Origin of the sequence: Bacillus cereus, from assembly GCF_002564555.1 — a bacterium.
In the GTDB taxonomy this organism is placed as follows: Bacteria; Bacillota; Bacilli; order Bacillales; family Bacillaceae_G; genus Bacillus_A; species Bacillus_A cereus_K.
Map to the genome: position 1 here is coordinate 170,890 of NZ_NUVD01000017.1, position 23,742 is coordinate 194,631.

Below are 23,742 nucleotides of genomic sequence, written 5' to 3' on the forward strand. Positions count from 1 at the left end.
GACAATATTTAAAGTGGAAGCGGCTCGTTCAGAATGTGAGGGGGATGGAGCTTCTGACGTAGAGGCGTTTTTTGCCTCATAGGAAGAAGTGAAGCCACCGAACATTCTAACCGCTGGAACTGGATAATGTATGAAGAAAGCGCTCTGCTATGCAGGGCGCTTTTTTTGTGTTGTGTATTCAAGTTTGATTTAGGATGGCGGTGTGAGTGTTCAGCTACATATATCAGCGATTTTTCAAATAAGTCGACGATTCGACAAGGAACATCGACTTATCAACAAATTAGGACGTGAAGAGAGGCCGTATACCCCAAACCTAAATCGTATCCACCGTATCCACAGATTAAAAAAATAAAGTTTCTCACATTAAAAGGGCAATCTTTGGCTTTTTCTCATAATGCGAGTACAATGTAAAATAGCAAGAAAAGACGAAAAGTATTTACAGGATTATTGCGTACGTATAGCGTAAATGGCAGTAAGGAACTGAGAGGAGGTTTTTTCTCTGAATATAAATAAAGAAACAATCATCCACCTTTATCATACAAACGATATACATAGTCATTTTGAAAATTGGCCGCAAATTTCTCGGTTTGTACAAGGGGAGAAAAAGAGAAGACAGGGAGCGGGAGAGACTGTTTTCACTGTAGATATTGGCGATCATGTGGATCGTTTTCATAGTATTTCGGAAGCGACAAATGGGCTTGGAAATACGAAGCTTTTAAATGAGGCATTATATGATTATGTAACGATCGGAAATAATGAAGGAATTACGCTAGCGAAGGAGCATTTGAATCGTCTATATGATGATGCTGGGTTCGAGGTGCTCGTCGCGAATTTATTTGAAAAAGAAGGTGTACGTCCGGCGTGGGCGAAGCCTTATAAATTACATACAACGACAGATGGGATTACGATTGCCTTTATAGGATTAACGGTAGCGTATCCAGAGTTTTATCATATGTTAGATTGGCATATTGAAGATCCAATCATCCATTTAGAGTCTATTTTAGAAGAAGTTAAGGATACAGCGCATATTACAGTTGTCCTTTCTCACCTTGGAAAAAGTATGGATGAGTATATGGCAGAGCATTATGATATAGATGTTATTTTAGGGGCACATACGCATCATTTATTTGAGCGTGGTGTTCTTGTGAATAATACTTTACTTTGTTGTTGTGAAAAGTGGGGACGTTACGTTGGTCACGTTCAGCTTACTGTGGATAAAGAGACGAAGAAACTGTTGAAGAAAGACGGTAGAGCGATTAAGACAGAACGGTTAGGTGCTTATAGCGAACCGTTATCCACAATTGAGGTGTTGCAGGAGGAAAGTAAGCATATAATGGCAGAGCCTGTCGTTCATTTAAAGGAATCATTATCGGTTGATTGGTTTCATGAGACGACATTTTCGCACATGTTAGCAAGTGCGCTGAAGAAATGGTGTGGTGCAGAGATTGGAATGGTGAATGCTGGCGTACTTCTTGAAGGATTAGAAGAAGGGGTTGTGACGCGCGGAGATATTCACAGAATTTGTCCACATCCAATTAATCCGTGTGCGTTGAAAGTGCCAGGAAAGATATTAAGAGAAGTTATTTTGAAAGCACGCCGCCCGAATATGGAGAATCTTGAGGTGAAAGGATTCGGATTTCGTGGAAAAGTAATGGGGAAAATGATTTATTCTGGTGTAGAAGTCATTCCAGATACGATTCCTGGGAATAAAATTTTATTGGAAGATGTATTAATTAACGGAGAATCGCTCGAATTAGATCGTATATATACGATAGGAACGATTGATATGTTTACATTCGGATACTTATACCCAGAGCTATCCACACTTTCTGACAAACGATATTATATGCCAGAACTACTTAGAGATGTGTTAACAGACGTGTTGATAACTCATACATCTTCCGTCAAACTATAGGCTAGTTAACTTGTAACACTCATTTTTCTCTTGTCATACAGATAAGAAAGAGAGGAGTGTGAACTATGGTTAATGTAGAGACAATTATAATTGATAACTATACGTTCATTGCAGTTAGCGTAAAACTTCCAAAGACAAATTTGCTAGCTGTAATGAGCGATAAAGGATATATTATGTGTGGTGCATTAGATGTAGGTCTTTTAAATGAGAAGTTAGGAGATCGAGGAATTATTGCTGGCCGTGCGGTTGGCGTAAGAACGATTGAACAACTTCTTGAAGCACCACTAGAATCGGTAACGACTGGAGCTGAAGCGTTAGGTATTCCAGTAGGAACGATCGGAAAAGAAGCATTATTAAAAATGAGATAAGCATATATCGTCCCTCCTTCTTGCATAGAAATGATATAAGAAGGAGGTTTTTTTATGAGTATATTTCGCTCGAGAAATTCGCGGTTTCGAAGGGGGCCTATTTCCTTTCGGTATATACTGCTTATGTCGTTTATTCTTTTTGTGATATTACTTGTGCAAGGATTATGGATTGTGAATAGCAGCCTTCAGCCAACATTAATTAAATATGGGGAAGTAGAAACGCATAAAATGGCAACAGCAGTCATGACGAAGGCGGTAAAGGATAGAATTAATGAAGGATTTGATGTCGATTCATTAATGAAAGTACAAAATGATAAAAACGGGAAAGTATCCACAATTAATTTAAATACAAAGCAAGTAAATGAAATCGTAACGTCAACGACCACATACATAGAAAAATATTTACAGCAAGTAGAGAAAGGGAATTTGAAAGAGTTAGGTCTTTCTGAAAAAAACGGGGCAACGATGTCGGTTCCTTTTGGGCGTGTAACGGATAATGCGCTTCTTGGAAATATAGGACCAGATATTCCGATTGATTTCACCACAATTGGTCACGTGAATACGGATATTAAACAAAAAATTGAGCCGCATGGGATTAATACGACAGCGATTCAAATTGTTATGGAGATGGAAGTAACGTTGCAAGTCATTGTTCCATTCCATACGAAAGAAATAAAGGTGAAACAAGATGTTCCGATTGCAACGCGTATCGTTCAAGGGGAAGTGCCTACTTATTATGGAAGTGGCGGAGTTGTTGTACCGGATAAAAAGAAAACGGATAGTTAGCTGTATATAAAGTGAAACTTTAATCAGTGGGGGGGCTTACTGCCCGCAAATAGCGGGATAAAAAATAACCGTAGCAATATGCTACGGTTATCGTTTTGTATTTGCGCGTTCTTTTCGTTCCCAAAGACTTAAATGCATGTATGGATCGAAAGCCCATTCTGTATAACCATTGTCTTTATACATGCCGAAATGTAAGTGGGGTGGAAATTTTCCAGCTGTACCAGGAGGTCCGTAGCCGGTACTACCAACAAATCCGATTACTTTTCCTGGCTCGACAATTTGTCCGAGCTGTATTTCTTTTGAGAACCCGCCTAAGTGAGCGTAATAATGGTAATTATTATGAAGGTCGCGAATACCGATGCGCCATCCACCAAGACGGTTCCAGCCTTTCGTTTCAATAATGCCATAGCAAGTGGATCTGACTGGTACGCCATATCTGGCAAAAATATCAGTACCTTCATGAATCCTTCTGCCGCCAAAACTTCTACCAGCACCAAATGTACTGCGGTAGCTGTGGTCACTGCGAATTGGAAGAGGGAAAGCATTTCCTTCTAAATTAATACGTCCAAACTGTTTATAAATTTGGGCGTATTCGGTAATTAAATCAACTGTTTTCGCACGTCTATAATATTCCCAAAGCATAATTTTAATACGGTCTTCGGACGTTCCTTGTTTCTTTAAAATAGTCGCTGCTGTATGCAGAAGATCACGGTCGTTATTTGCATTTGCAAATCCATCTTTATCACCATCTAAACCTATTCCGCCAAATAGAGAAATTGTATGGGGGAGAGTATCGTTACTATTAACAGGTCCAGCCCAAATTTCTGGTTTGAAATAAAGGGAAATAATGGCATCTGGTTTTTTCGGAATATCTTTTCTTACGCTCCGTATATTTCTTTCATATTGATCCATTGCAGCTAAGTAATACCACGGAATGCCTGAAGATTGCTCGGTTTCTTTATATAGTGCCATGCGCTTTTCGTATATGCTTTGCTGATTATCTTCACCGTAAGCGATGTTTTGGTGGAGAAGAAAGCAAATCGAAAGCAAAAGAGAAATTTTTCGAAGCATGAAATAGACTCCTTTCACAACATCACTCTTTTTAGTGTGGGATATACGGAGTATTTCATTATAGGGAACGATTGGAAAAAATCTTAGAATCTTCATTTGAGCAAATCGCTTTCATACGTTAGAATAGATATGTTACATTGAAAGAAGCGAACACGGTAAACTATTTCATATTGTGCGGAGTTGATAACCATGACAAAACAAACAGAATATAAGCGCAAGCCCGAATGGTTGAAAATTAAGTTAAACACGAATGAAAACTATACAGGCTTAAAGAAAATGATGCGTTCTAAAAATCTTCATACCGTTTGTGAAGAGGCGAAATGTCCGAATATTCATGAGTGTTGGGCTGTAAGGAAAACAGCAACATTTATGATCTTAGGTGCGGTTTGTACACGTGCTTGTCGTTTTTGTGCGGTTAAAACAGGCTTACCAACTGAGCTTGATTTACAAGAACCAGAACGCGTAGCAGATTCAGTAGTACAAATGGGCTTAAAGCACGTTGTTATAACAGCGGTTGCACGTGATGATTTAAAGGACGGCGGAGCAGCTGTTTTTGCTGAAACAGTACGCGCTGTACGTCGTAAGAATCCATTTACGTCTATCGAAGTATTACCATCTGATATGGGTGGAGTAGAAGAAAACTTAAAAATGTTAATGGATGCAAAACCAGATATTTTGAACCATAACATTGAAACAGTACGTCGATTATCTGACCGAGTTCGCGCTAGAGCAAAGTATGACCGTTCATTAGAGTTTTTACGTAGAGCAAAAGAAATGCAGCCTGATATTCCAACTAAATCGAGCATTATGGTGGGCTTAGGTGAAACAAGAGAAGATTTAATTGAAGCAATGGATGACTTACGTGCAAACAATGTGGATATTTTAACTCTTGGACAATACCTACAACCATCTAAGAAGCATTTACCAGTTCTTAAATATTACCCACCAGCAGAATTTGCAGAGCTAAAAGAAATTGCACTTAGCAAAGGATTTAGCCACTGTGAAGCTGGCCCACTTGTGCGTTCTTCTTACCATGCGGACGAGCAAGTACGTTCTGCAAAGGAAAAAACAGCAGAAGCGAAATAATGAAAAAAGAGAGCTAATCATTAGCTCTCTTTTTGTTTGTGTTCTAAAACAGTATTTGGGCATGATAATAAAATCTTTCTTAATTCCTCTGTGGATAATTCAATCGTAAATTCAGGTACACCAGGTGTAATTAAAATTTTATCGTACGTATAAATGGAACTGTCCACAATAATTGTCACATCTTGTGAATAACCGAAAGGAGCTACACAGCCCGGTGTGCAACCAGTTTCCATTCTTAGCTCGTCAGGAGAGCAGAGCGATAAGTGTTCCCCAGTTATTTTTTTTATCTCTCCTCGGTCAAGCCGGGTTCCCTCTAACGTAAAAAATACGTAATAATCCCCAGATTTCGATTTTAAAAATAAGCTTTTACTTGGAGTACCGTGTAAACCAAGCCTTTCACGTACAATCCGATCTGTCTCATAATCGAGTACCGGTTCGTGTTCGAATTTTTCATAAGAAACATTTGTTTTATGTAGTAAAGCAAGTACGTCTTCGTACATATGAAATGATACCCCTTTCTATTGTTAGAACAGTCTCTTCTCGCGGCGTCAACTGAATGTTTTGGAAAGGGATATTACTTGGACGATGCTTCCCATAATCGTTTTATGCTACTTGGTTCATCGATTGTAATTTCGTAAATATCAGGATTCGTTAAAGTTCTCCATTCACTAAAGCCGATAGTATGATCAAAGTGCTTTAAAATGAGCGTAAGTAAGTTACCATGTGTAACGAGTAGTGTCGTAGTATGGTTTAATTTTAAAACGTCTTGGATAAGCGTTAGGGCACGATCCATCGCTTGTTTTGTTGACTCTCCGCCTAAATAGGCTATATCTATGTTTGTGAAAGTGTATTCTAGTTTTTGCATCCAATCATCCATTGGAGCATCGCTTAATACTCGCTCGGCTAATCGTTCATCTTCTTGGATAGATAAGTTAGCTTGGAGAGCATAGGGCCGAATGGAATCGATAGCTCGGACAAATGGACTTGAAATAATATAATCTATTTGTAGATGATTTTCTAAGAGGAATGTAGCAAGGGTGTTTGCTTGATTTTTTCCGGCGACAGTTAATTCAGCATCACGCTCTTGGCCAGTTGCTGAACAATGTCGTATGACAATAATTTTCTTCATAATTCATCCCCATCTTTCAAGTTGACGCTATATACTTCGACAAAAGTGGGAATAATTCCTTTTTCTTGGAAAGGGTATAGTGATTGAAGTATGTGGAAAAGTAATGTGGATAATAAAGTGAAACTTTAATCAGTGGGAGATTTGTCCACTGATTATTAGTTGAACCAATCGGGCAGTTGATCTCCCATCTAACTCCTTCGCATTCGGCAAATTTTGAGATGGGAGTCTTACTGCCCGTTAATGCGGGGTGAAAAGCTGAGGTGCGATTATGAAAAAAGTGATATGTATTTTATTCAGTATTTGTTTTCTTATGCAATTATCCACAACATATGCAGAATCTAATCAAAAATTAGAATACCCGAGCAATCGAAATAAGCCATTTATGAGTGAGGATGTATTTTACGAACAGTTAGATAAGAAAATTTATAAAGAATATAACAATGCAGCGTATAGCGTTCGTAAAAAAATCTTATTTAAAGAAGTGGCCGATGAGGCATTTATTTTTATGCAAAAAACAGCTGTCGGCTGTCGTAGTAGATTGGTACTTCAAGATTCGTTTATTCATCCTGATCGCCAAGTATACTTTTTCGCTTCTTTTTCTCAAAATGAAGTAGAGGAGTTGCATAAATATATCGTTATAGATGCAGAAACAAAGAGGGAGCTGCAAGGAGGAAAAAGTTATCATCATTGCGACAATACTCATGAAAAATAACCCACCAAATGGTGGGTTATTTTTACTCCGGCACACTCATTAATGTCTCTTTCATTTTACGAATAAGAACGACAGCGCCAATTGTACAGAGAAGTGTAATTCCTTCCGCAACAAAGATATTGATTGTTTTTGTTTGATACAGTGCCGCGAAAAAGTCTACAAATGCGTGGAATAGTATAGCGTACGCAAGGAAGATATATTTCTTCTGTTTCACTGCGTATAAGACAAGCAATGTAAAGGCGATTTGCAACACGAGTGCCATAATTCTTTCTAGGCTACCGAATAAGTAAAAATAGGCAGGTTGCGCTATTAACATATCCTTCACATGAACCAGCTGAGGGTATTGTTCAACCATTTGAGCGAAGCTACCATTGTTAATAGATGTTGCAAAGGTAAGAGTTTGAAGCCCAGCGAATCCGCCGACTAAAATCGATTCAATACCGCCGTGACCAATTCCGTACGCAAGGCCGTCTTTATAATCTCGATATTTTTTCAGTAAGTAGTAAAAGGCAACGAAACGCCCTAATTCTTCAAAAATACCAGCAGTTAGTCCGCCGAAAATAGAAAAGATAAATGGATTCTTTAAAAACTCAGATATTGTGGGGTTACCACGCATGAATAATTGGAATGGTGTTTCGAGAATTTGAGTGAATCCGATAAAGATTAGGACACCAACGCCAACTATTTTCCAATTAATATGATATTTTTTACGAAAATAAACGAGCGCAATAATTGGTACCAGAATCGAAAGCACAAGCTGAATTGTGATACTGGCAATTACCGTATTTGAAACCATACTTTCACCGCTTTCTAATATATGTACATATCTATTATGCATGAAATATAAGAGAGATGAAACTTTTAGAGACAAAGTGAAATTTTAATCAGTGGGAATCTTGTCCATTCCGCACTGATTATTAGCTTCACCAATCGGGCTTTACGGGAAGCTATCTCCTACCTAACTGCCTCGCATTCGCCGAATTTTGAGGTGAGAGTTTACTGCCCGCAAATAGCGGGATAAAATGAATTTACTTATTGACTCTAACGTTGCGTCATACTTTATCGTATGTATTAAGGGGGAGATACACATGACAATGAGAGTAAAAGAAGTAGCTGATTTAGTTGGAATTAGTGTGCGCACACTGCATCATTACGATGAAATTGGGTTGTTAACCCCAGACGAGACGACAGAGTCTGGATATCGTCTGTATTCCAATGAAAATTTAGAGACATTGCAGCAAATCTTATTTTTTAAAGAGCTTGGCTTCCCTTTGAAGAAAATTAAAGAAATTATCATGAGTCCATCATTTGATCGCGAAGAGGCACTAGAGCTTCATAAGAAAATGCTTCTTGAAAAGCGTGCCAGGTTAGATAAGGTGATTGCGACGATTGATAAAACTATTCAACATACAAAAGGAGAGATTGAAATGACGAACAAAGAGAAATTTGAAGGATTCGATTTCAGCCATAACCCATATGAAGAAGAAGCACGTGAAAGATGGGGGGACGCAGCTGTAGATAAAGCGAACGACTATGCAAAAGGTATGTCAAAAGAGAAGCAAGAAGAGTTTAATGATATTTATAGAAATTTAGCGACGCTTAGACACGGTGCACCCGATTCTAAGGAGGCGCAGGAAGCTATCAAGGTATGGTACGATTACTTGCAAAACTTTGGTCACTATTCATTAGATGCTTTTAAGGGACTCGGTCAAATGTACGTCGCTGATGAACGCTTTACGAAAAATATCGATAAGTTTGGTGAAGGCTTAGCGCAGTTTATGTGTGATGCGATGGAGGTTTATGCGGATCGTAAGAAATAGTAAAAAAGGTGGAGGTTTTCTCCACCTTTTATTTTTTAATCATATTATTTAAAGTTTGATTCTCAGTATTGTTCAAATGAGGATTATTGCTCATTTCACGTTTGAGCATATCAAGACTTTGTTCATACTCTGTATCATTTAAGCTACCGGATTGAAGACCTTGAATTTGAGAAATCAACTTTTGGTTTGTTGATACATATGCTTTATAATAGCGAGGGACGATGGACAAAGCTGTTTTATATACTTGATCTGCTACGAGTTTCTGATCCGTTGTGTTTGCACGATATACAACGAACACTTCATCATCGGTAACGAGTGTAGCAGCATTTGTAACGTCAGGAAGTTTGACTGTCATGCTTGTGATCATTTCAGCAACTTTCTCGCGGTTAATGGCCCCTACTTGTTTGTTAGATACTTCATTTTTTTGTTTGGATGAGTAGCCGACTCTTGTGAGCCTTGTATTTGTATTTTCTGTATGATACATGTCGTTTTTATTAGAAACAAGAACACGGCTTCCTTCTTCGCGTTCCATTTCGGCTTTATTAGTTGATTGGCAGCCCGCAAATAGGGAAAGAGTGAGAAGGGAAAGTACAATTTGTTTTTTCACGATGTATCACCTCCTTCTCCATAGCATGTACTAATTTGCAATTTTTTGTATTTGAAATTGTTGGTTGGTATGCTTTGTGATACGATAAAAAGAAGAATGCTTAGAGAGGAAGTTAATGATGGAGCAAAAGCAAGAGATTCATGCTACGGTGAGCATTAATAATGTTCAGTACGAAGTAATTAAAAACTTTCGTGACGGTTTTCGTGAAGAAGCATTTAAAGAGCGCTATGCAGAAATTTTAAATAAATATGATTACATCGTTGGGGACTGGGGTTATGAGCAACTTAGATTGCGCGGATTCTTTGATGATAGTAATCAACGTTCAACATATGACACGAAAATTAGTACGTTATCAGAGTATTTATACGAGTACTGTAACTTCGGTTGTGCACATTTTGTATTACGAAAAGTGAAGAAATGAAAAAATCCTCTTACGATTGTAAGAGGATTTTTTCATATTCTCGTTTATAAACAAATCGAAATAGAATCGCCTTCAGAAAGTAATGCGTTTGGTTTCATTTGTTGTCCGTTCAATTGAATATCCCCATTTTTTATTTTATCCACAATGAGTGTACGGCTCCAATCAGAGATATATGTGGATAAGGCTTTATCAATTCGGTGGGAGCCGAAAACGATGTCTAATACGATTGTAATTTCAGCTATGCCACTTTCTTTATGTTGCGTAATGGAAATGGTAGTACTTGATTCTGTTTCGTCTTGCTGAGTCATATCGACTGTTTCCACATGATCAGTAAATGATTTATAAATGCGCAGTTTTTGATTCCACGTATGATCGTTTGGACATTTATAAATGGCAAAGCGGTATATGTTTTTTCCATTGGCGTTATGCCTACGAATATTCGTATCGGTAAATAGGGTAGTACGTCTGCAATTTTTACAATATTTTTCGATTGTGTTTTGCTGATTTTCATATAAACTCCAAGAAAGTTGTACGTTCTGCATTTTCTTCACCTCTTATATTAGTGGCAAAGAAACGTAATACAGCTATTTGGATGTCTTGTAGTATGAAGACATGAGAAAGAGACAAAAATAAAAGGAGATTCCCCCAAAGAGGAACCTCCGTAAACATCATACTACAGATGCCTTACGTTCCTTTGTAATGGGAATGGGCAGACTACTCCCTTGAAAAAGCACGGTGCTTTTTTGAGAGTAATGCTATCCAATTGCTGGTCCATTACAAAGTAGTTGTTGGCATACGTAGATAACGTCCTTTCTATCCAAATAGATTTGTTCATAAGTATACCATAAGAGATTGAAAATTCAAAATGATTACTGTAAAAAAACACCAGCTAAAATAGCTGGTGTTTGAGATAAATTATATAAGTTCAAATAAAAATGAGCGTAATTCTTCTGCAATTTCTTCAGACATAGAAAATGCGTGCTCTAAGTAGCCTGGTTCGTTTAAATCGTCAGGACCGATGATTGCAAATTTATTGCGCTGCATATCAAGTACAATTGTTTTACCGTAATGACGATCGGAGTATAAAAGTGCTAAATCATGACGCTCATTTTCCCCCATAAAGCTAACGAAACGAGTTTTTGTAGCGACTGTATCGTCGTACAGAAAGAAACGTTCTTCCATATACATGGCTCCTTTTATTAAATATCTAAGTTTAAGTGTGGTTTATGATCTAAATGGTGATGCGTTTTAATGAATCGTACCGTTCTTGTTTTGTAACGCATAACGATAGAATATGTTTCAGCTAAATCTCCGCCAAGGAATTTCACGCCGTCTAATAATTCACCAGCAGAAACACCTGTTGCTGAGAAGATTGCATCATCACCAGCTACTAAGTCATCTAACATAAGAAGTTGACGAGGATCTTCTAATCCCATGTCACGACAACGAGCTTCTTCTTCTTCATTCATTGGAACTAAGCGAGCTTGCATTTCACCTTCAAGGCATTTTAATGCTGCTGCAGAAATAACGCCTTCTGGAGCTCCGCCAATACCTACGAATAAGTCGATACCTGTTCCAGGTAGTGCTGTTGCGATTGACGCACCAACATCTCCATCACCAAATAATTTTACGCGTGCACCTTTTGCGCGAACACGGTTAATAATATCTTGATGACGTTCACGTTCTTGGACGATAACTGTTAGATCACGAATTTTTTTATTGTTAGCTTCTGCTACAATTTCAATTGTTTTTTCAATTGGATCATCTAAGCTGATTTTACCAGCTGCTTTTGGACCAACCGCGATTTTTTCCATGTACATATCAGGAGCATGAAGAAGGTTTCCTTTATCTGCGATTGCGATAACTGCCATTGCATTTGCAAGACCTTTTGCAACGATGTTTGTACCTTCTAACGGGTCAACGGCGATATCTACTTCTGGACCGTTACCTGTTCCTAGTTCTTCACCAATATATAACATCGGTGCTTCATCAAGTTCTCCTTCACCAATTACAACTGTACCTGCCATGTTTACTGAATCGAACATATCACGCATAGCTGTAGTTGCTGCATCATCTGCTTCATTCTTCTTTCCGCGACCCATCCACTGTGCGGATGCTAAGGCTGCTGCTTCTGTTACACGGACAATTTCTAGTGCGAGTTCACGTTCCAAGATTCCATTCCTCCAATTTCAAAAATCATACAGGTATAACTATAACAAATAATGGAGAAAAGGTGAATTCGAAAAATTGTCGATTTTTTCAGAAGAAAGCGTTACAATTAAAATGTAAATGCTTTAATTTCCAGGTAGGTGACATGAATGTACTTCGTAGACAGAAAAAAAATAGACCAAATGCTAGTATGTTTAGAACGAGCAACAAATACATTTCAAGAGAAGAAGATATATGAAACCGAGTTTGAATTTTATGCATTAGAGCGCATAGCCCATCTTATGATTGATTGTGTATTAGATGTAGGAAATGCGATGATTGATGGATTTATTATGCGCGATCCAGGAAGTTATGAAGATATTATCGATATTTTAATGGACGAGCGAGTGATAAGTGCAGAAGAAGGAGTAGGAATGAAAGAAGTAATCCTTCTTCGAAAAATGCTTACGCAAGATTATATTCAAATGAATCATGATGAATTATATGAGACGATTCAAAAACATATCGCAGTGGTAGAGAAATACCCAGCGAATATTCGCAGTTATTTAGAAAAGGAATTAGGACCTGTATCTGCATTTGTACCAGAATAATTATGCTTATAAGATCCCCGGGGAATGCCTTTTGGGGATCTTATATTGTATGTGAGAAAGAAAAGAGAGAAGGGTGAAGTATGGGGGAAGCACGCACTACGAAAGAAGAGATTGTCCAATTGTTGAAAGTAAAGGGAGAGCATACGGTAGCAGAATTAGCTGAAGTGTTAGAGATTACGGAAATGGCGATCCGAAGGCATTTAAGTAATCTTGAGAAAGATGGACTTATTTATTCTAAGATGGTAAGACAAAATGTCGGAAGACCAACTTATTTGTATGGATTAAGTGAAAAGGGAGAAGATACATTCCCAAAAGAGTATAAGCAATTTGCGATTGATATGCTAGAAGATTTAGCTCGAATGGGCGATGAAAAAATACTTCGTTACGTTTTAAAAGAGAGAACGAAGCGGCTGGAAGAAAATTTGCAAAAGAGAGTCAGCAATCAAAAGAACTTGGCATATAAAGTTCAAGAGGTAGCAACGATGCAAGAGAGAAACGGTTATATGGTGCAAATAAAGAGAGATGGAGATCGCTCTTTCGTAATTGAAAAACAAAATTGTCCGTTAAAGGAAATTGCAGAGAGGTTTCCGCAAGTATGTGAAGATGAAAAAGAGATGTATAAGCGTTTATTTGTAGGTGCAGAAGTAAAGACGCTAGCGAACATGTGCGAGGGAGATTGCAGTTGTTCTTATCAAGTAAAAGAGAAAAAATGAACGTTATGGGGCGCTTTAAGGTAAAGCGTTTTTTTCTTTGGAAAAAGCGGGTAATATAAGAGTGGTATGATAGATGAGAACGCTAGCGTAGAAGGAGATGCAGAATATGTATAAAGGTTATTTAATTGACTTAGACGGTACAATGTATCGCGGAGAAGAACAAATTGAAGAAGCAAGCGACTTCGTAAAAGCGTTAGGAGAGCGTGGTATTCCGTATTTATTCGTTACAAATAACTCGACTCGTAAACCAGAACAAGTAGCGGAAAAACTTGTTCGTTTCGATATTCCAGCGAAAGCCGAGCAAGTATTCACAACGAGTATGGCAACAGCGAACTTTATTTATGAACGTAAACAAAATGCTACTGTGTACATGATTGGTGAAGAGGGCTTACATGATGCACTTGTGGAAAAAGGGTTTGAACTTGTGGATGAAAATCCTGATTTCGTTGTTGTTGGTTTAGACCGTGACATCACATATGAAAAATTAGCAAAAGCGTGTCTTGCTGTGCGAAACGGTGCAACGTTTATTTCTACAAATGGGGATATTGCCATTCCGACTGAGCGAGGATTATTACCAGGGAACGGTTCATTAACATCAGTTGTAGCAGTATCAACAGGCGTGGACCCAATCTTTATCGGAAAACCAGAATCAATCATTATGGAACAAGCATTAAAAGTGCTTGGCATAGGAAAAGACGAAGCCTTAATGGTTGGGGATAACTACGATACAGATATTTTAGCGGGGATAAATGCTGGTATGCATACCCTTCTTGTCCACACTGGAGTAACAACTGTGGAGAAGTTAACAGAATATGAAGTACAACCGACGCAAGTTGTGCATAACTTGACGGATTGGATTGAGAAGATGTAATGAAATGCAGGTAACCGGAAGAGGTTGCCTGTTTTTTTATGAATAATTGAGGTAGCACCAACAAATTCCGAAATACTGGCGGTCCCAAAGTAAAAGCTTTTTAATTATTGTGTTTTATCAAAAAGAGTAACGTCGATGCAAAAACCATTTTTAGGAATAAGTGGACCGAAATCTTGTACATATGTTATGATAATTGAAGAGAAAGGCAGGTTTTAAATATGGAAAAACAAGCTGTTGTACTTACATTTCAGGAAGATATACAGTCATACAAAACATTCTCTGTCATTAAAAAACTTCACCTTGAGCATCAATTAAAAGTAGATCAAATTGCCGTTATAAAACGCAAAATAGATGGTGAATTATCAGTAGAAGACTTTTTAGATATAACTGGTGCTGATAAAACAAATAAAGGCGGTTTAATCGGTATGTTTGTTGGAATACTGGGTGGACCTTTCGGCGTATTATTAGGTGGGCTAATTGGATCCACAATTGGTATTTTTCAGGATAAAAAAGAAGTAACACATGCATACTCTGTTTTTGAAAATACATTAAAATCGATTAAACCTGGGAAAACAGGTGTCATTGTAATTGTTGAAGAGCAGACAGAAGATACTTTAAATAACCTTGTACAAGAAGGAAACGGGAAAATAGATCGTTATCCTGAAGCTGCTTTACGTTCCGAAATTGAGGCAGAACGCAAAAAATTAAAATCTAAGTAATCAATGAATTACTATCGCGAATCGTGGTACTTAAAAGAGTCCATGATTCGTTTTTTTATTTTTCTACCCTATACTCAAATATTTTAAGTAATAGAATTTTAATGAGATTATAGTTGTCTATATATTAATTTGGTGCAATTACCCTGTAAAGAATTAGGAACTTAACGAGGGGAATAAACGGATTGAACTTCTTTTATACGAAGAATTAAAAGGATATAAAACATCAACATGGGAAAATCCAAAAGAAAATATATTTTTATATCGCGGACGAGAAAAAATGAATGAATTAGAAAGTATTCTTCAAAGATATATTCCGAAATTGATGATAAAATAAAAAAACTCCGGCTGTTAAAACCGGAGTTTTTTTATTAAAATGCACGATTCACAACGTCTTTCACTTCTTCAAGGTATTGTTTACGCACATCATTATCCACAGAAGGGACGCTCGTATAGAATGTATGCTCAAGTGTTTCAATGCCTGTAAATTCAAAAATACCAACATCCGCTGTTTTCTTCATTGCGTCAAACATACCGCCTGCTATGTATGCTTCTTTCGTGTTTCCCATTGTAGATAATAATAAGCCTTTTTTACCGCTTAATAACTTTTCAATACCATTTGCACCGTAAGCATAAGCGAAGCCGTGGCTAAATACGCGGTCAACATATCCTTTTAAAATAGCGGGAAGTCCTGCCCACCAAACTGGGTAAATGAATGTAATGCTATCAGCCCAAGAGATATGCTCTTGTTCTGTTTTAATATCTTCTGGTGTATTTCCTTGAGAAAATGAGATGAAATCGGAAGCGCTTAATACTGGATTGAAGTTTAATTCGTATAAATCACGAACGCGTACTTCATGACCCTTTCCTTCTAATTCACTTTTTACAGTTGCTAAAATAGCATGGTTGAAGCTTTCTGTATTCGGGTGTGCATAAACGATTACATGTTTCATTGTTCTTCCTCCTATTTGTGGATATGTGAATAGTTTTTATATATTCGTGTAACTAGTATGGTTACTTTTATTGCGAGAGTCAACTTTTCTGATGTGAGAAATAAAGTGGAATTTTAATTAGCTAATGTGGAATGCATGTTAGTATGTGACAAAAAAATACAAAATAGTAGGGGATATAGGGATGAATATTATTGAAATGGAAAGGTTAGAAAAATCGTTTGATATTGGGGATAGTAAAGTAAAGATATTAAAAGGTATCAATCTTCAAATTCAAAAAGGAGATTTTGTTTAGTTATATTGTGTTATCAAGCTTAGAGTTAACGGTTATTATTATTCCGTATAATCAAGTTTTCATATTGGCTCTAGCTAGTGCGATACTTGGAGCAGGGGCAGCAATGATTGCTTCATTACAATTCAGAAAGTTCAAATTAAGTGATACTTTAAAGGAGTTATCAGCATAAAAGATTGCTATACTCCGCTCATACAAAGAACAAAGAAGACGAATAAAATAATGACAATACCAATGCCGAAGTTAAATATGAGAGTACTATCCATATTATGTAACCTCCTTGTTTGAAAGTAAAAAGCACTCTAGCCAAGAGTGCTTTTTTATTTTGAATCTACTTCACAACTTTTAGAAAGGGATTCATGCGTGTAAAGAGTTACATTATTTTATGCGTTTATTTTTGGGAATGAGTAAGTCCTTATGAAATATAGAAAAAAAGACACTCTTTCGAGTGTCTTTCATGATGACAAAGTGTGTCAATTGCTTGAGTTTGATAAGACGCTAATTTCCGTTTAACGCCTTTTCTTAAATCAAGAAGTGTAGCAACAGCGATTCGAATAAATTGTACCATTTGTTTAATGAGTGTGCGTATGTAATTATGCATATTACGATTAGAGGGAAATCGAATGTGAAAAATGAATGAGTAAATATATAAAATATTTGATAAGGAGCGAGAGGGATGGATATACATAAATTAACAGAAGAAGAAGCGAGTGAAATAAATACATGGACGTACGAGGAGCCGTATAATTTATATAGTTTCTCAGGAGGGTCTGAAGTAGTAGAAGAGTTACTAGATGGGACGTATTATGGCTATTGTGACGATAAAGGAGAGCTCATCGGCTATTTTTGTTTTGGGGAAAATGCACAAGTGCCAGGGGGAAGAGAGGCTAATTTATATGCGGGAGAAGATGTAGTAGATATCGGAATTGGAATGAAGCCAGCGCTAACAGGAAAAGGCATGGGAAAAACATTTTTTCAAGCTGGGATAGCGTTTGCGGTAAGAGAATTTAATTCGAAAATGTTTCGGCTGAGTGTAGCAACATTTAACAAAAGAGCGATCGCGCTATATAAAAATATAGGTTTTCAGCAAGGGCCTATTTTTTTGAGCCGCGGAAAAGAATTTATGCTTATGGAATATGAAAGGCCGTCAGCATGAAACTGACGGCCTAGAAAGTAGTATTATTCTGAGTGCTCAGCTCGGTGGGCTAAACGGCTTGAAGCAGCGGCAGCGATGCCACCAACGATATCATCAAGGAATGTATGCACCTTCCCTGTTGATTTATCATTTAAGTATTCTAAAATACCAGGTTTTAATTTATCGATATATCCAAAGTTCGTGAAACCAATAGAGCCGTACACGTTCACGATAGAAAGTGCGATAACTTCATCAATTCCGTATAAGCCTTCATCACGTTTTACGATATCTTGTAACGGCTCACTTAGCATTCCTTTTTCGGCAAGGACATCGAGTTCGATACCAGTAATCAGTGCATTTTGTACTTCACGTTTTGATAATACACGCTCAACGTTATAACGGCATTCTGACATCTCTAAATTTGGATGATATTTTTTTTGTAGAAAATGAACAAGTTCAGCAATGTCGTCAATTGTTACACCGCGCTCTTGTAATAGTTGTAATGCTCTTTCTTGTAGTTGATTGGATTCTTTCATGTTTATCACCTTTTTTTCTTTTTAGTATTTGTATACGTTTCATTGCTTTATCATGTGCATAGGAATGAAAGGCGAGCACAAGCTCATATATATATAGAAAAACCATAGGTGGCGACTGCGATGATTCAGCATATTTATGAGCATTATCACATGCATGTTAAAGAATTAATCCCCCTTGGCCCCTATAAAAGCTTTTGGATTCGCAACAAAATTTATGTACTTGTTCCAATTGGAGAAATGGAGGAAGAAGTACTTGTAGAGATGAAAAAGCTCAGTGATTATATGAACCAGCAAGGGGATATAACTGTAGCGACTTTCGTTCCGACTATACACGGCTACTATGTAAGTGAGATAGAAGAACAAAATTACTGCTTATTAAAAGGTATGCGTGCATTAGAACGACATGCTATGTCATTAGGAAGCGAGCTTTCTATATTTCATAAACGAGGTGCATTCTTTCCAGAAGAAATCGAGCAATTAAGCCGCATTGGTGAATGGAAAGCGTTATGGGAAAAAAGGCTCGATCAATTAGAAAAGTTTTGGCAATCACAAGTGATGAATCACCCTACAGACGTATTCGATCAATTGTTTATCGAATCCTTCCCGTATTACTTAGGAGTTGCAGAAAATGCAATTCAATATGTTGTCGATACAGAGATGGATGATACGCCGCAAATGAGTGATGCGGCAACAATTTGCCAAGAACGATTTACACCTTTATTATGGCATCAAACGAAGCGTCTAAAACTTCCTTTTGAGTGGGTGTATGATCACCCAACTAGAGATATAGCAGAATTGATTCGCTATATGATGATAGAAAAAAAGAAAGACTGGGAGCAAACAATCGTTCAATTTGTTACAGATTATGAACGGAATTATTCGCTATCCTCATTTGGTTGGCGCTTATTATTTGCAAGGCTCCTGTTCCCGCTTCATTATTTTGAAACAGTCGAACGATATTACCAAACTGGAAACGAAGAACAAAAAAGCATATATAGAGATCGCTTAGAAGCCATTTTACACGATGTGAACCGCTCTGAGCAATTTATGAAGCATTTTTATGGCTCACTTCGTTTACCAATTGATAAGCTCGGGATTAGGAAATTAGATTGGCTGTCTTAAAAATATAAAAAAGAGACCGAGTGAGGTCTCTTTTTTATATACCACAATTGTATGTAATACATTATGCCCCTACCTGTTGATCTGCACATATATTTAAAATGAATTGATGTCTTTCGATTTTTTCATTTACTTTACTCAATAATTCTTGCTGGATTTCTTTAAATAAAAATTGATAGCTCGCATCCCATGTTGGTATAACGGATGAAAGGTCTAATAAATACTCTTTTTTCTTTTCTAATTCTTGAATTGTTAAAAAAGTGTTCCCCATTTTTGGCATGTGTCGTCCCCCTATGTTTTTTGATTGTATATGTGTGAACGATTCACTATATAGTATCAATTATCTCATTTTTTGAGAAGGATTTCCAATTTTGTTTTATGATGTTAACGGATAAGGGATATTTGCACAAAAAAAGAGACCAAAATTGGTCTCTTTTTAGGAAGCGACTTTGAACGAGCAGCTAGATGATATCTAGCTCCAGCAGCTAAAATGTTCGGTGGCTTCGCTTCTTCCGCCGAGGCAAAAAGCGCCTCTATGTCAGAAGCTCCATCCCCCTCACATTTTGGACGAGCCGCTTCCGCTTTTAGATTAAAATACTTGTTCTACTTCGATAACGCCTGGTACTTCTTCAAGTAACGCGCGCTCGATACCAGCTTTTAGTGTGATTGTAGAACTTGGGCAGCTTCCGCATGCACCCATAAGGCGTAATTTTACGATACCTTCTTCAATGTCTACTAGCTCAACGTCTCCGCCATCGCGAAGTAAGAATGGACGTAATTTATCTAATACTTCTAGTACTTGTTCTTGCATATGTGGGTTTTCCATTTTTATCGACTCCTTTCATCAGTTTTATTATAATCAAGATAGAGGGGAAAATCTATTTTTTCTGTTCTTGTTTTATTGTCGAAATATTTTATCATGTTTACAACGTGTTTTTTCAGTATAGGGGTATGGAATCAGTTTGTAAAATGATGTGCTTATGTAATAAGACATCTGAATATACTGTTAGAACAAGAAATGGGGGAGAAGAAATGGTTAATGTGCAAGTGTATGGGACGAAAGTAATTTGTGCGAGCTGCGTTGGAATGCCATCTTCAACAGAAACGTTTGAATGGTTACAAGCGGCAATTGGTCGTAAATATGAAGGACAAGAAAATAAATTTAAGTTTGAGTATATTGATTTTCAGGAAGAACAAGAAGATGAAGATAAGAAAGCATTCGCAGAGCGAGTAGTGGAAGAAGATTTATTTTATCCAGTTGTTCTTGTAAATGGAGAAATTGTTGGAGAAGGAAATCCTCGTTTGAAGGATGTTTACGAAGAAATCGAGAAGTATTTATAAAACAAGAAGTCTTTGCAAATTAGCAAAGGCTTTTTTCTATGGAGGGATAGATGTGGAGAATGGAGTAAAACATGCTCTACCAGAAGAAGTAAAACAGTTAATGGGGCAGTACATTGCAGAATTAAAAGAGATTTTTTTAGATGAAAAAATAGTTGGGGTATACGTTTATGGATCTATTGCGCTAGGAGCATTTCATATAGAAACGAGCGATGTAGATTTTGTTACAGTAATAAGTGATTCCGTGAATGAAGCTGAAAAACAACAACTTGTAGAACTGCATAAGAAACTTAAGAGTAGTACGTTAGGGAAAAGAATGGACGGTATGTATATTCCGCTCGCTGATTTAGGGAGATACAATGATGAAATGAACGAGTACGTATATTGTGCAGAGGGAAAAGCGGGTATTGGTTATTGGGACATTAATGCGGTCACGTGGTGGACATTGAAAAACGAAGGCATTACAGTTACCGGGAAAGAAGCAGAAAATCTTCCGTTTCAAATACAATGGGACGATGTAGTAAATACGATGAAATATAACGTAGAGCATTACTGGAGTGAAAAAGCGAAGCGTCCCCATTTATTTTTCATAGAAGAATGGGTAGAGTCAGCTGTCGTTACGATGGGGCGTATTTTATATACACTGGATCATAAAACAATCGTCTCAAAAGATAGAGGGTTCCAATACTTGTTAGAACGTTCAGCGAAAGAGTGGGAGCCTTTATTAAAAGAAGTAGAGCGCATGAGGCATAATCCAAAAGAAAAGCGAATGCTCTCTATTTGGAGACGGGCGGATATGACGAAGCGGTATTTGTTTCACTTAATTGAGACGTGTAGAGAGAAATGGTAGGTGAATGTAAAAGCATCCTTTATGCAAAGGGTGCTTTATTATTTTAAAATAATGAAAAATCACTTTACAAGAAATGAGAAATCGAAAGATAATATAAAAAATATGTGTATGGAGGAAGAGGATGAGTAAATATAAATTACATATAGATAAAGAAAAACTATGGAAAGGGTGCATTTTAAAGTCGATTGCAGACGCAATTTTTGTAGCGCATGCACCTGATTTTTCACATGAAAGTTCGTGGGATGGATTTAACTATAGTATGCAAGATAGTCAAGGTGGACAAGGGACGATTACGTTTCATCCGAATTACACGATCGTGTGTCTTCAAGATGTGAATAGTGAGAGAATAGACGAGTGGATTGATGCAACAAATTATTTTGAAGGGGCACCTCCAGAAATAATAGAGATTGCTAAAGAGGAAGCACTCCAATACTTACTAGAAGAGGTAGAGGGGGAAACAGTTCCTTTCATTACAACAGCTTTTTGGATTGAGGATAGCGGTGCATATTCAATTGATTCATTTGAAGAAATGGAAGAACACGGTGGATTCTTATTAGAAATCCCATTACTGGATACGGGATCTGTAATAGAAAGATTAGAAGAAGAGTATGAGCTGACAGAGGAGCAAATAGAGCTTTTACAACTCGTATATGAGAGAAAAATCAAAAATCTAAATGAGGAAATTAAGTTATCTAAAGAAGAAGTAGCGATGATTGGAACGGATGATAGTGAAGGGTTAGAAGTTAGTAAAGCGTCGTTTGAAGAGATGAATATTACTTGGGAGTTGTAGGGGAGGATAAAGTGTTTCCGATTGGTGATCAGCCGAAGATTATGAAAGATTTAGCAAGTATAGCTGGCGATTTAGAAGAAGTAGCGATTGAGGGGAAAACAAAAAATATAGAACGACTAGTATCTTTGCAAGTTAAGAAGTTATGGATTTTCGCAGTAAATCAAAAGCAGTTTGATTATATTCTTACGTATGTTCGTCCCGATATATTATATGTTTACGAAATGCGGGTCGAGGATTTAAGTAGCCTTCAGAAATTGTCTAATTTACAACAGTTATATATGTGCTGGAATACAAAAACAAAGACGTTATGGGATATCGCGTATAATAAGCAACTCAAATCTTTACTAATTGATGATTTTTCTAAGCTAGAAGATTTAAGTGCTTTAAGTAAGTGTCCACAACTCAATACCTTTTATATGGGCGGTGGGATAAATACAACGATGAAAGTACAAACTTTACAACCACTCGCTGCATTAAAACATTTGAAAAAGCTTACTCTTATGAATTTAAAGGTTAAAGATGATTCGTTAGAACCTTTAATACAATTAAAAAATTTGCGGGAGTTAAGTTTATCTAATCAATTTAAGGTGGAAGAGTATGCAAAATTATCTGTAGCATTGCCATATACGGAATGTGAATTTTTTAAACCTTATGTACATATGAACGATGCAATAGAGGGGAAAAATATAATGGTGATTGGGAGAAGAAGACCACTCCTTAATTCGAAGACGGATATCGTAAAGATGCAAAAATATGAAGAACAATTTAAAAAGTTACAAGAGGGATATAAAGCACTAGTAGAAAGCACAATGTGAAATCACATTGCACTTTCTACTAGTTTTTTCATATACATATCAACTTCATGAAAGAATACGGGCTCTTTTTCCTCGTTATGAAGATACACAGAGCAATGTTTTAATTTGTAGAAAGCTGATCGAAATATGGATAGTTTCATGTGAAACATTATGCGATAACTGGTTCTGTTTCATATATAGGCTCTATTTTAGTTTGTAGAATGCAATCGAATATTGAGATGTTTTCTTTGACTTGTAAAAGGTCCGTTATAAGTTGTGGAAAATGTATTTCTTTTTTTCTTAAAACCGAGTGGTTTTAAAGTAGTGGGCAAATTTGTAATAAAATCTTGATTCTCTTTAGAGAGAAGTTTACTCTTCATCATAATCGTACGTAGTTAAGTTTTGTAAGAAGCTTTCAAAGTTAGGTGCTAATTCAATGATTTCCTCAAATTCATTATCGATAAATATAACTGGAGGATTTTCAGCAACATTTCGATAGTCTAATGCAATCCACGTATGTCCGTCCCCAGATAAAAGTACGAGATTCTCAGGCATTTCCCACTCTTGAATTAAATAACGGCTTTCTACAATACTAGATTCATTTTCATCAAAAGAAATGCCGTATAAGCCAGACACATTAACGTGATCGTCTGCCCAAGAATTTGGCTTTGAAGTAGGATGAGCATCAAGGCGAAGCGTTCCTCCATTTTGTTCTTTTAGTAGGTTTATGTACGATTCTGGGAGCTTTACGTTCAGTACTTCTTCTGCTTTTTTATTAGTTCATCGTTAATGGGTGCTAGTTTTAAATAGTCATCTTCTGCCCAAATGGTAGTCTTCATATTGGATCACCTCAAATAATAGTTTTAAGAATCTTATGTCATATATTATAGTTAGTTTGAATGCTGGGCAATAGGAGAGAGAGAAATAATATGGATATAACTGAATACCTTGAACACGTAAATTC

29 protein-coding genes and 5 pseudogenes are annotated in these 23,742 nt (G+C 37.0%); 20 read left to right on the forward strand and 14 right to left on the reverse strand.

Annotated features, from left to right (window positions below):
- The first annotated feature begins 523 nt into the window (after nucleotides 1–523).
- From COI75_RS09855 to yunB, 3 genes are all read left to right on the forward strand, one after another.
- Complete coding sequence (locus COI75_RS09855) at nucleotides 524–1,915, forward strand: bifunctional metallophosphatase/5'-nucleotidase (protein ID WP_080013104.1); 1,392 nt, start codon at nucleotides 524–526, stop codon at nucleotides 1,913–1,915.
- A 65-nt stretch (nucleotides 1,916–1,980) separates the two neighbouring features.
- A complete protein-coding gene (locus COI75_RS09860) occupies nucleotides 1,981–2,283 on the forward strand; it encodes a YunC family protein (RefSeq protein ID WP_000248476.1) in 303 nt (100 codons plus the stop codon).
- A gap of 54 nt (nucleotides 2,284–2,337) precedes the next feature.
- On the forward strand, nucleotides 2,338–3,069 hold the full coding sequence (gene yunB, locus COI75_RS09865; RefSeq protein ID WP_002095180.1) for a sporulation protein YunB: 732 nt from the start codon (nucleotides 2,338–2,340) through the stop codon (nucleotides 3,067–3,069).
- 87 nt (nucleotides 3,070–3,156) lie between these two features.
- On the opposite strand, the gene COI75_RS09870 is transcribed toward yunB, so the two are convergent.
- A complete protein-coding gene (locus COI75_RS09870) occupies nucleotides 3,157–4,140 on the reverse strand; it encodes a M23 family metallopeptidase (protein WP_000944680.1) in 984 nt (327 codons plus the stop codon).
- Nucleotides 4,141–4,329: 189 nt separating this feature from the next.
- Between COI75_RS09870 and lipA the strand changes: the two genes are divergently transcribed.
- Nucleotides 4,330–5,226, forward strand: a complete 897-nt coding sequence (gene lipA / locus COI75_RS09875) for a lipoyl synthase (RefSeq protein ID WP_000166369.1) — start codon at nucleotides 4,330–4,332, stop codon at nucleotides 5,224–5,226.
- A 20-nt stretch (nucleotides 5,227–5,246) separates the two neighbouring features.
- Here the strand turns inward: lipA and COI75_RS09880 are convergent, their stop codons facing one another.
- Both COI75_RS09880 and COI75_RS09885 read right to left on the reverse strand, forming a co-directional pair.
- The gene (locus COI75_RS09880) at nucleotides 5,247–5,726 is read right to left on the reverse strand and encodes a YbaK/EbsC family protein (RefSeq protein WP_000272739.1); all 480 of its coding nucleotides are present in this window, start codon (nucleotides 5,724–5,726) and stop codon (nucleotides 5,247–5,249) included.
- Between the two features lie 74 nt (nucleotides 5,727–5,800).
- On the reverse strand, nucleotides 5,801–6,355 hold the full coding sequence (locus COI75_RS09885; RefSeq protein ID WP_000721040.1) for a histidine phosphatase family protein: 555 nt from the start codon (nucleotides 6,353–6,355) through the stop codon (nucleotides 5,801–5,803).
- A gap of 268 nt (nucleotides 6,356–6,623) precedes the next feature.
- Here COI75_RS09885 and COI75_RS09890 point away from each other — a divergent pair, with 268 nt between their 5' ends.
- The gene (locus COI75_RS09890) at nucleotides 6,624–7,067 is read left to right on the forward strand and encodes a hypothetical protein (RefSeq protein ID WP_000755569.1); all 444 of its coding nucleotides are present in this window, start codon (nucleotides 6,624–6,626) and stop codon (nucleotides 7,065–7,067) included.
- Nucleotides 7,068–7,089: 22 nt separating this feature from the next.
- On the opposite strand, the gene COI75_RS09895 is transcribed toward COI75_RS09890, so the two are convergent.
- Nucleotides 7,090–7,905, reverse strand: coding sequence for a YhfC family intramembrane metalloprotease (locus COI75_RS09895; RefSeq protein ID WP_141535098.1), 816 nt, complete (start codon nucleotides 7,903–7,905; stop codon nucleotides 7,090–7,092).
- 250 nt (nucleotides 7,906–8,155) lie between these two features.
- Here COI75_RS09895 and COI75_RS09900 point away from each other — a divergent pair, with 250 nt between their 5' ends.
- Nucleotides 8,156–8,887, forward strand: coding sequence for a MerR family transcriptional regulator (locus COI75_RS09900; protein WP_098448340.1), 732 nt, complete (start codon nucleotides 8,156–8,158; stop codon nucleotides 8,885–8,887).
- 28 nt (nucleotides 8,888–8,915) lie between these two features.
- Here COI75_RS09900 and COI75_RS09905 read toward each other — a convergent pair whose 3' ends face one another.
- Nucleotides 8,916–9,494: a YhcN/YlaJ family sporulation lipoprotein gene (locus tag COI75_RS09905; protein WP_098448341.1), complete on the reverse strand. Its 579-nt coding sequence runs from the start codon at nucleotides 9,492–9,494 to the stop codon at nucleotides 8,916–8,918.
- Nucleotides 9,495–9,612: 118 nt separating this feature from the next.
- Between COI75_RS09905 and COI75_RS09910 the strand changes: the two genes are divergently transcribed.
- The gene (locus COI75_RS09910; RefSeq protein ID WP_000435940.1) at nucleotides 9,613–9,915 is read left to right on the forward strand and encodes a YutD family protein; all 303 of its coding nucleotides are present in this window, start codon (nucleotides 9,613–9,615) and stop codon (nucleotides 9,913–9,915) included.
- Between the two features lie 44 nt (nucleotides 9,916–9,959).
- Here COI75_RS09910 and COI75_RS09915 read toward each other — a convergent pair whose 3' ends face one another.
- The 3 genes from COI75_RS09915 to glpX form a co-directional block, all read right to left on the reverse strand.
- Nucleotides 9,960–10,457, reverse strand: a complete 498-nt coding sequence (locus tag COI75_RS09915) for a cytoplasmic protein (protein ID WP_098448342.1) — start codon at nucleotides 10,455–10,457, stop codon at nucleotides 9,960–9,962.
- A gap of 373 nt (nucleotides 10,458–10,830) precedes the next feature.
- Nucleotides 10,831–11,097 (reverse strand): DUF3055 domain-containing protein, encoded by a 267-nt coding sequence (locus COI75_RS09925; protein ID WP_000392608.1) that lies wholly within the window; start codon nucleotides 11,095–11,097, stop codon nucleotides 10,831–10,833.
- 17 nt (nucleotides 11,098–11,114) lie between these two features.
- Nucleotides 11,115–12,086, reverse strand: a complete 972-nt coding sequence (glpX, locus tag COI75_RS09930) for a class II fructose-bisphosphatase (RefSeq protein ID WP_000439099.1) — start codon at nucleotides 12,084–12,086, stop codon at nucleotides 11,115–11,117.
- A gap of 147 nt (nucleotides 12,087–12,233) precedes the next feature.
- On the opposite strand from glpX, the gene COI75_RS09935 reads away from it, so the two are divergent.
- From COI75_RS09935 to COI75_RS09955, 5 genes and pseudogenes are all read left to right on the forward strand, one after another.
- Nucleotides 12,234–12,674: a DUF86 domain-containing protein gene (locus COI75_RS09935; RefSeq protein ID WP_098380315.1), complete on the forward strand. Its 441-nt coding sequence runs from the start codon at nucleotides 12,234–12,236 to the stop codon at nucleotides 12,672–12,674.
- A gap of 80 nt (nucleotides 12,675–12,754) precedes the next feature.
- Nucleotides 12,755–13,387, forward strand: a complete 633-nt coding sequence (locus tag COI75_RS09940; RefSeq protein WP_000503359.1) for a helix-turn-helix transcriptional regulator — start codon at nucleotides 12,755–12,757, stop codon at nucleotides 13,385–13,387.
- A 106-nt stretch (nucleotides 13,388–13,493) separates the two neighbouring features.
- Nucleotides 13,494–14,258 (forward strand): TIGR01457 family HAD-type hydrolase, encoded by a 765-nt coding sequence (locus COI75_RS09945; protein WP_098386852.1) that lies wholly within the window; start codon nucleotides 13,494–13,496, stop codon nucleotides 14,256–14,258.
- A gap of 218 nt (nucleotides 14,259–14,476) precedes the next feature.
- Nucleotides 14,477–14,977 carry a DUF1269 domain-containing protein gene (locus tag COI75_RS09950; RefSeq protein WP_000414758.1) on the forward strand — a complete coding sequence of 167 codons (501 nt, stop codon included), beginning with the start codon at nucleotides 14,477–14,479 and terminating at the stop codon, nucleotides 14,975–14,977.
- A gap of 173 nt (nucleotides 14,978–15,150) precedes the next feature.
- Nucleotides 15,151–15,311, forward strand: a pseudogene (locus COI75_RS09955) (iron ABC transporter substrate-binding protein); the annotation flags it as partial.
- 34 nt (nucleotides 15,312–15,345) lie between these two features.
- Here COI75_RS09955 and COI75_RS09960 read toward each other — a convergent pair.
- Nucleotides 15,346–15,927, reverse strand: coding sequence for an NAD(P)H-dependent oxidoreductase (locus COI75_RS09960; protein WP_000683403.1), 582 nt, complete (start codon nucleotides 15,925–15,927; stop codon nucleotides 15,346–15,348).
- 181 nt (nucleotides 15,928–16,108) lie between these two features.
- Here COI75_RS09960 and COI75_RS27110 point away from each other — a divergent pair.
- The 3 genes and pseudogenes from COI75_RS27110 to COI75_RS09970 form a co-directional block, all read left to right on the forward strand.
- Nucleotides 16,109–16,216, forward strand: a pseudogene (locus COI75_RS27110) (ABC transporter ATP-binding protein); the annotation flags it as partial.
- Nucleotides 16,209–16,388 (forward strand): annotated as a pseudogene (locus tag COI75_RS26850) (hypothetical protein); the annotation flags it as partial. The pseudogenes COI75_RS27110 and COI75_RS26850, both read left to right, overlap by 8 nt.
- 504 nt (nucleotides 16,389–16,892) lie before the next feature.
- Nucleotides 16,893–17,372 (forward strand): GNAT family N-acetyltransferase, encoded by a 480-nt coding sequence (locus COI75_RS09970; RefSeq protein ID WP_098380316.1) that lies wholly within the window; start codon nucleotides 16,893–16,895, stop codon nucleotides 17,370–17,372.
- A gap of 23 nt (nucleotides 17,373–17,395) precedes the next feature.
- On the opposite strand, the gene COI75_RS09975 is transcribed toward COI75_RS09970, so the two are convergent.
- On the reverse strand, nucleotides 17,396–17,887 hold the full coding sequence (locus tag COI75_RS09975; RefSeq protein ID WP_000665103.1) for a phosphatidylglycerophosphatase A family protein: 492 nt from the start codon (nucleotides 17,885–17,887) through the stop codon (nucleotides 17,396–17,398).
- A gap of 120 nt (nucleotides 17,888–18,007) precedes the next feature.
- Between COI75_RS09975 and yutH the strand changes: the two genes are divergently transcribed.
- Entirely contained in the window at nucleotides 18,008–19,009 is a 1,002-nt protein-coding gene (gene yutH / locus COI75_RS09980) for a spore coat putative kinase YutH (RefSeq protein ID WP_000614210.1), read from the forward strand.
- 61 nt (nucleotides 19,010–19,070) lie between these two features.
- Here yutH and COI75_RS09985 read toward each other — a convergent pair whose 3' ends face one another.
- Together COI75_RS09985 and COI75_RS09990 are read right to left on the reverse strand one after the other, a co-directional pair.
- Nucleotides 19,071–19,286, reverse strand: a complete 216-nt coding sequence (locus tag COI75_RS09985; RefSeq protein WP_001125485.1) for a hypothetical protein — start codon at nucleotides 19,284–19,286, stop codon at nucleotides 19,071–19,073.
- A 309-nt stretch (nucleotides 19,287–19,595) separates the two neighbouring features.
- Nucleotides 19,596–19,832, reverse strand: coding sequence for a NifU family protein (locus COI75_RS09990; RefSeq protein ID WP_000431159.1), 237 nt, complete (start codon nucleotides 19,830–19,832; stop codon nucleotides 19,596–19,598).
- 206 nt (nucleotides 19,833–20,038) lie between these two features.
- On the opposite strand from COI75_RS09990, the gene COI75_RS09995 reads away from it, so the two are divergent.
- The 4 genes from COI75_RS09995 to COI75_RS10010 all read left to right on the forward strand — a co-directional run bounded on the left by COI75_RS09995 (nucleotide 20,039) and on the right by COI75_RS10010 (nucleotide 22,799).
- A complete protein-coding gene (locus tag COI75_RS09995; RefSeq protein WP_000248586.1) occupies nucleotides 20,039–20,347 on the forward strand; it encodes a YuzD family protein in 309 nt (102 codons plus the stop codon).
- Complete coding sequence (locus tag COI75_RS10000; RefSeq protein WP_098448344.1) at nucleotides 20,316–21,194, forward strand: nucleotidyltransferase domain-containing protein; 879 nt, start codon at nucleotides 20,316–20,318, stop codon at nucleotides 21,192–21,194. The genes COI75_RS09995 and COI75_RS10000 overlap by 32 nt, the downstream gene beginning before the upstream one ends.
- A 121-nt stretch (nucleotides 21,195–21,315) precedes the next feature.
- Complete coding sequence (locus COI75_RS10005; protein ID WP_098380318.1) at nucleotides 21,316–21,984, forward strand: hypothetical protein; 669 nt, start codon at nucleotides 21,316–21,318, stop codon at nucleotides 21,982–21,984.
- A gap of 11 nt (nucleotides 21,985–21,995) precedes the next feature.
- A complete protein-coding gene (locus COI75_RS10010; RefSeq protein WP_098380319.1) occupies nucleotides 21,996–22,799 on the forward strand; it encodes an internalin in 804 nt (267 codons plus the stop codon).
- 2 nt (nucleotides 22,800–22,801) lie between these two features.
- Here COI75_RS10010 and COI75_RS10015 read toward each other — a convergent pair.
- Both COI75_RS10015 and COI75_RS10020 read right to left on the reverse strand, forming a co-directional pair.
- Nucleotides 22,802–23,161, reverse strand: a pseudogene (locus COI75_RS10015) (DUF4304 domain-containing protein).
- Nucleotides 23,148–23,617: pseudogene (locus COI75_RS10020) on the reverse strand (SMI1/KNR4 family protein). The pseudogenes COI75_RS10015 and COI75_RS10020 overlap by 14 nt, the downstream one beginning before the upstream one ends.
- Nucleotides 23,618–23,742: the final 125 nt, after the last annotated feature.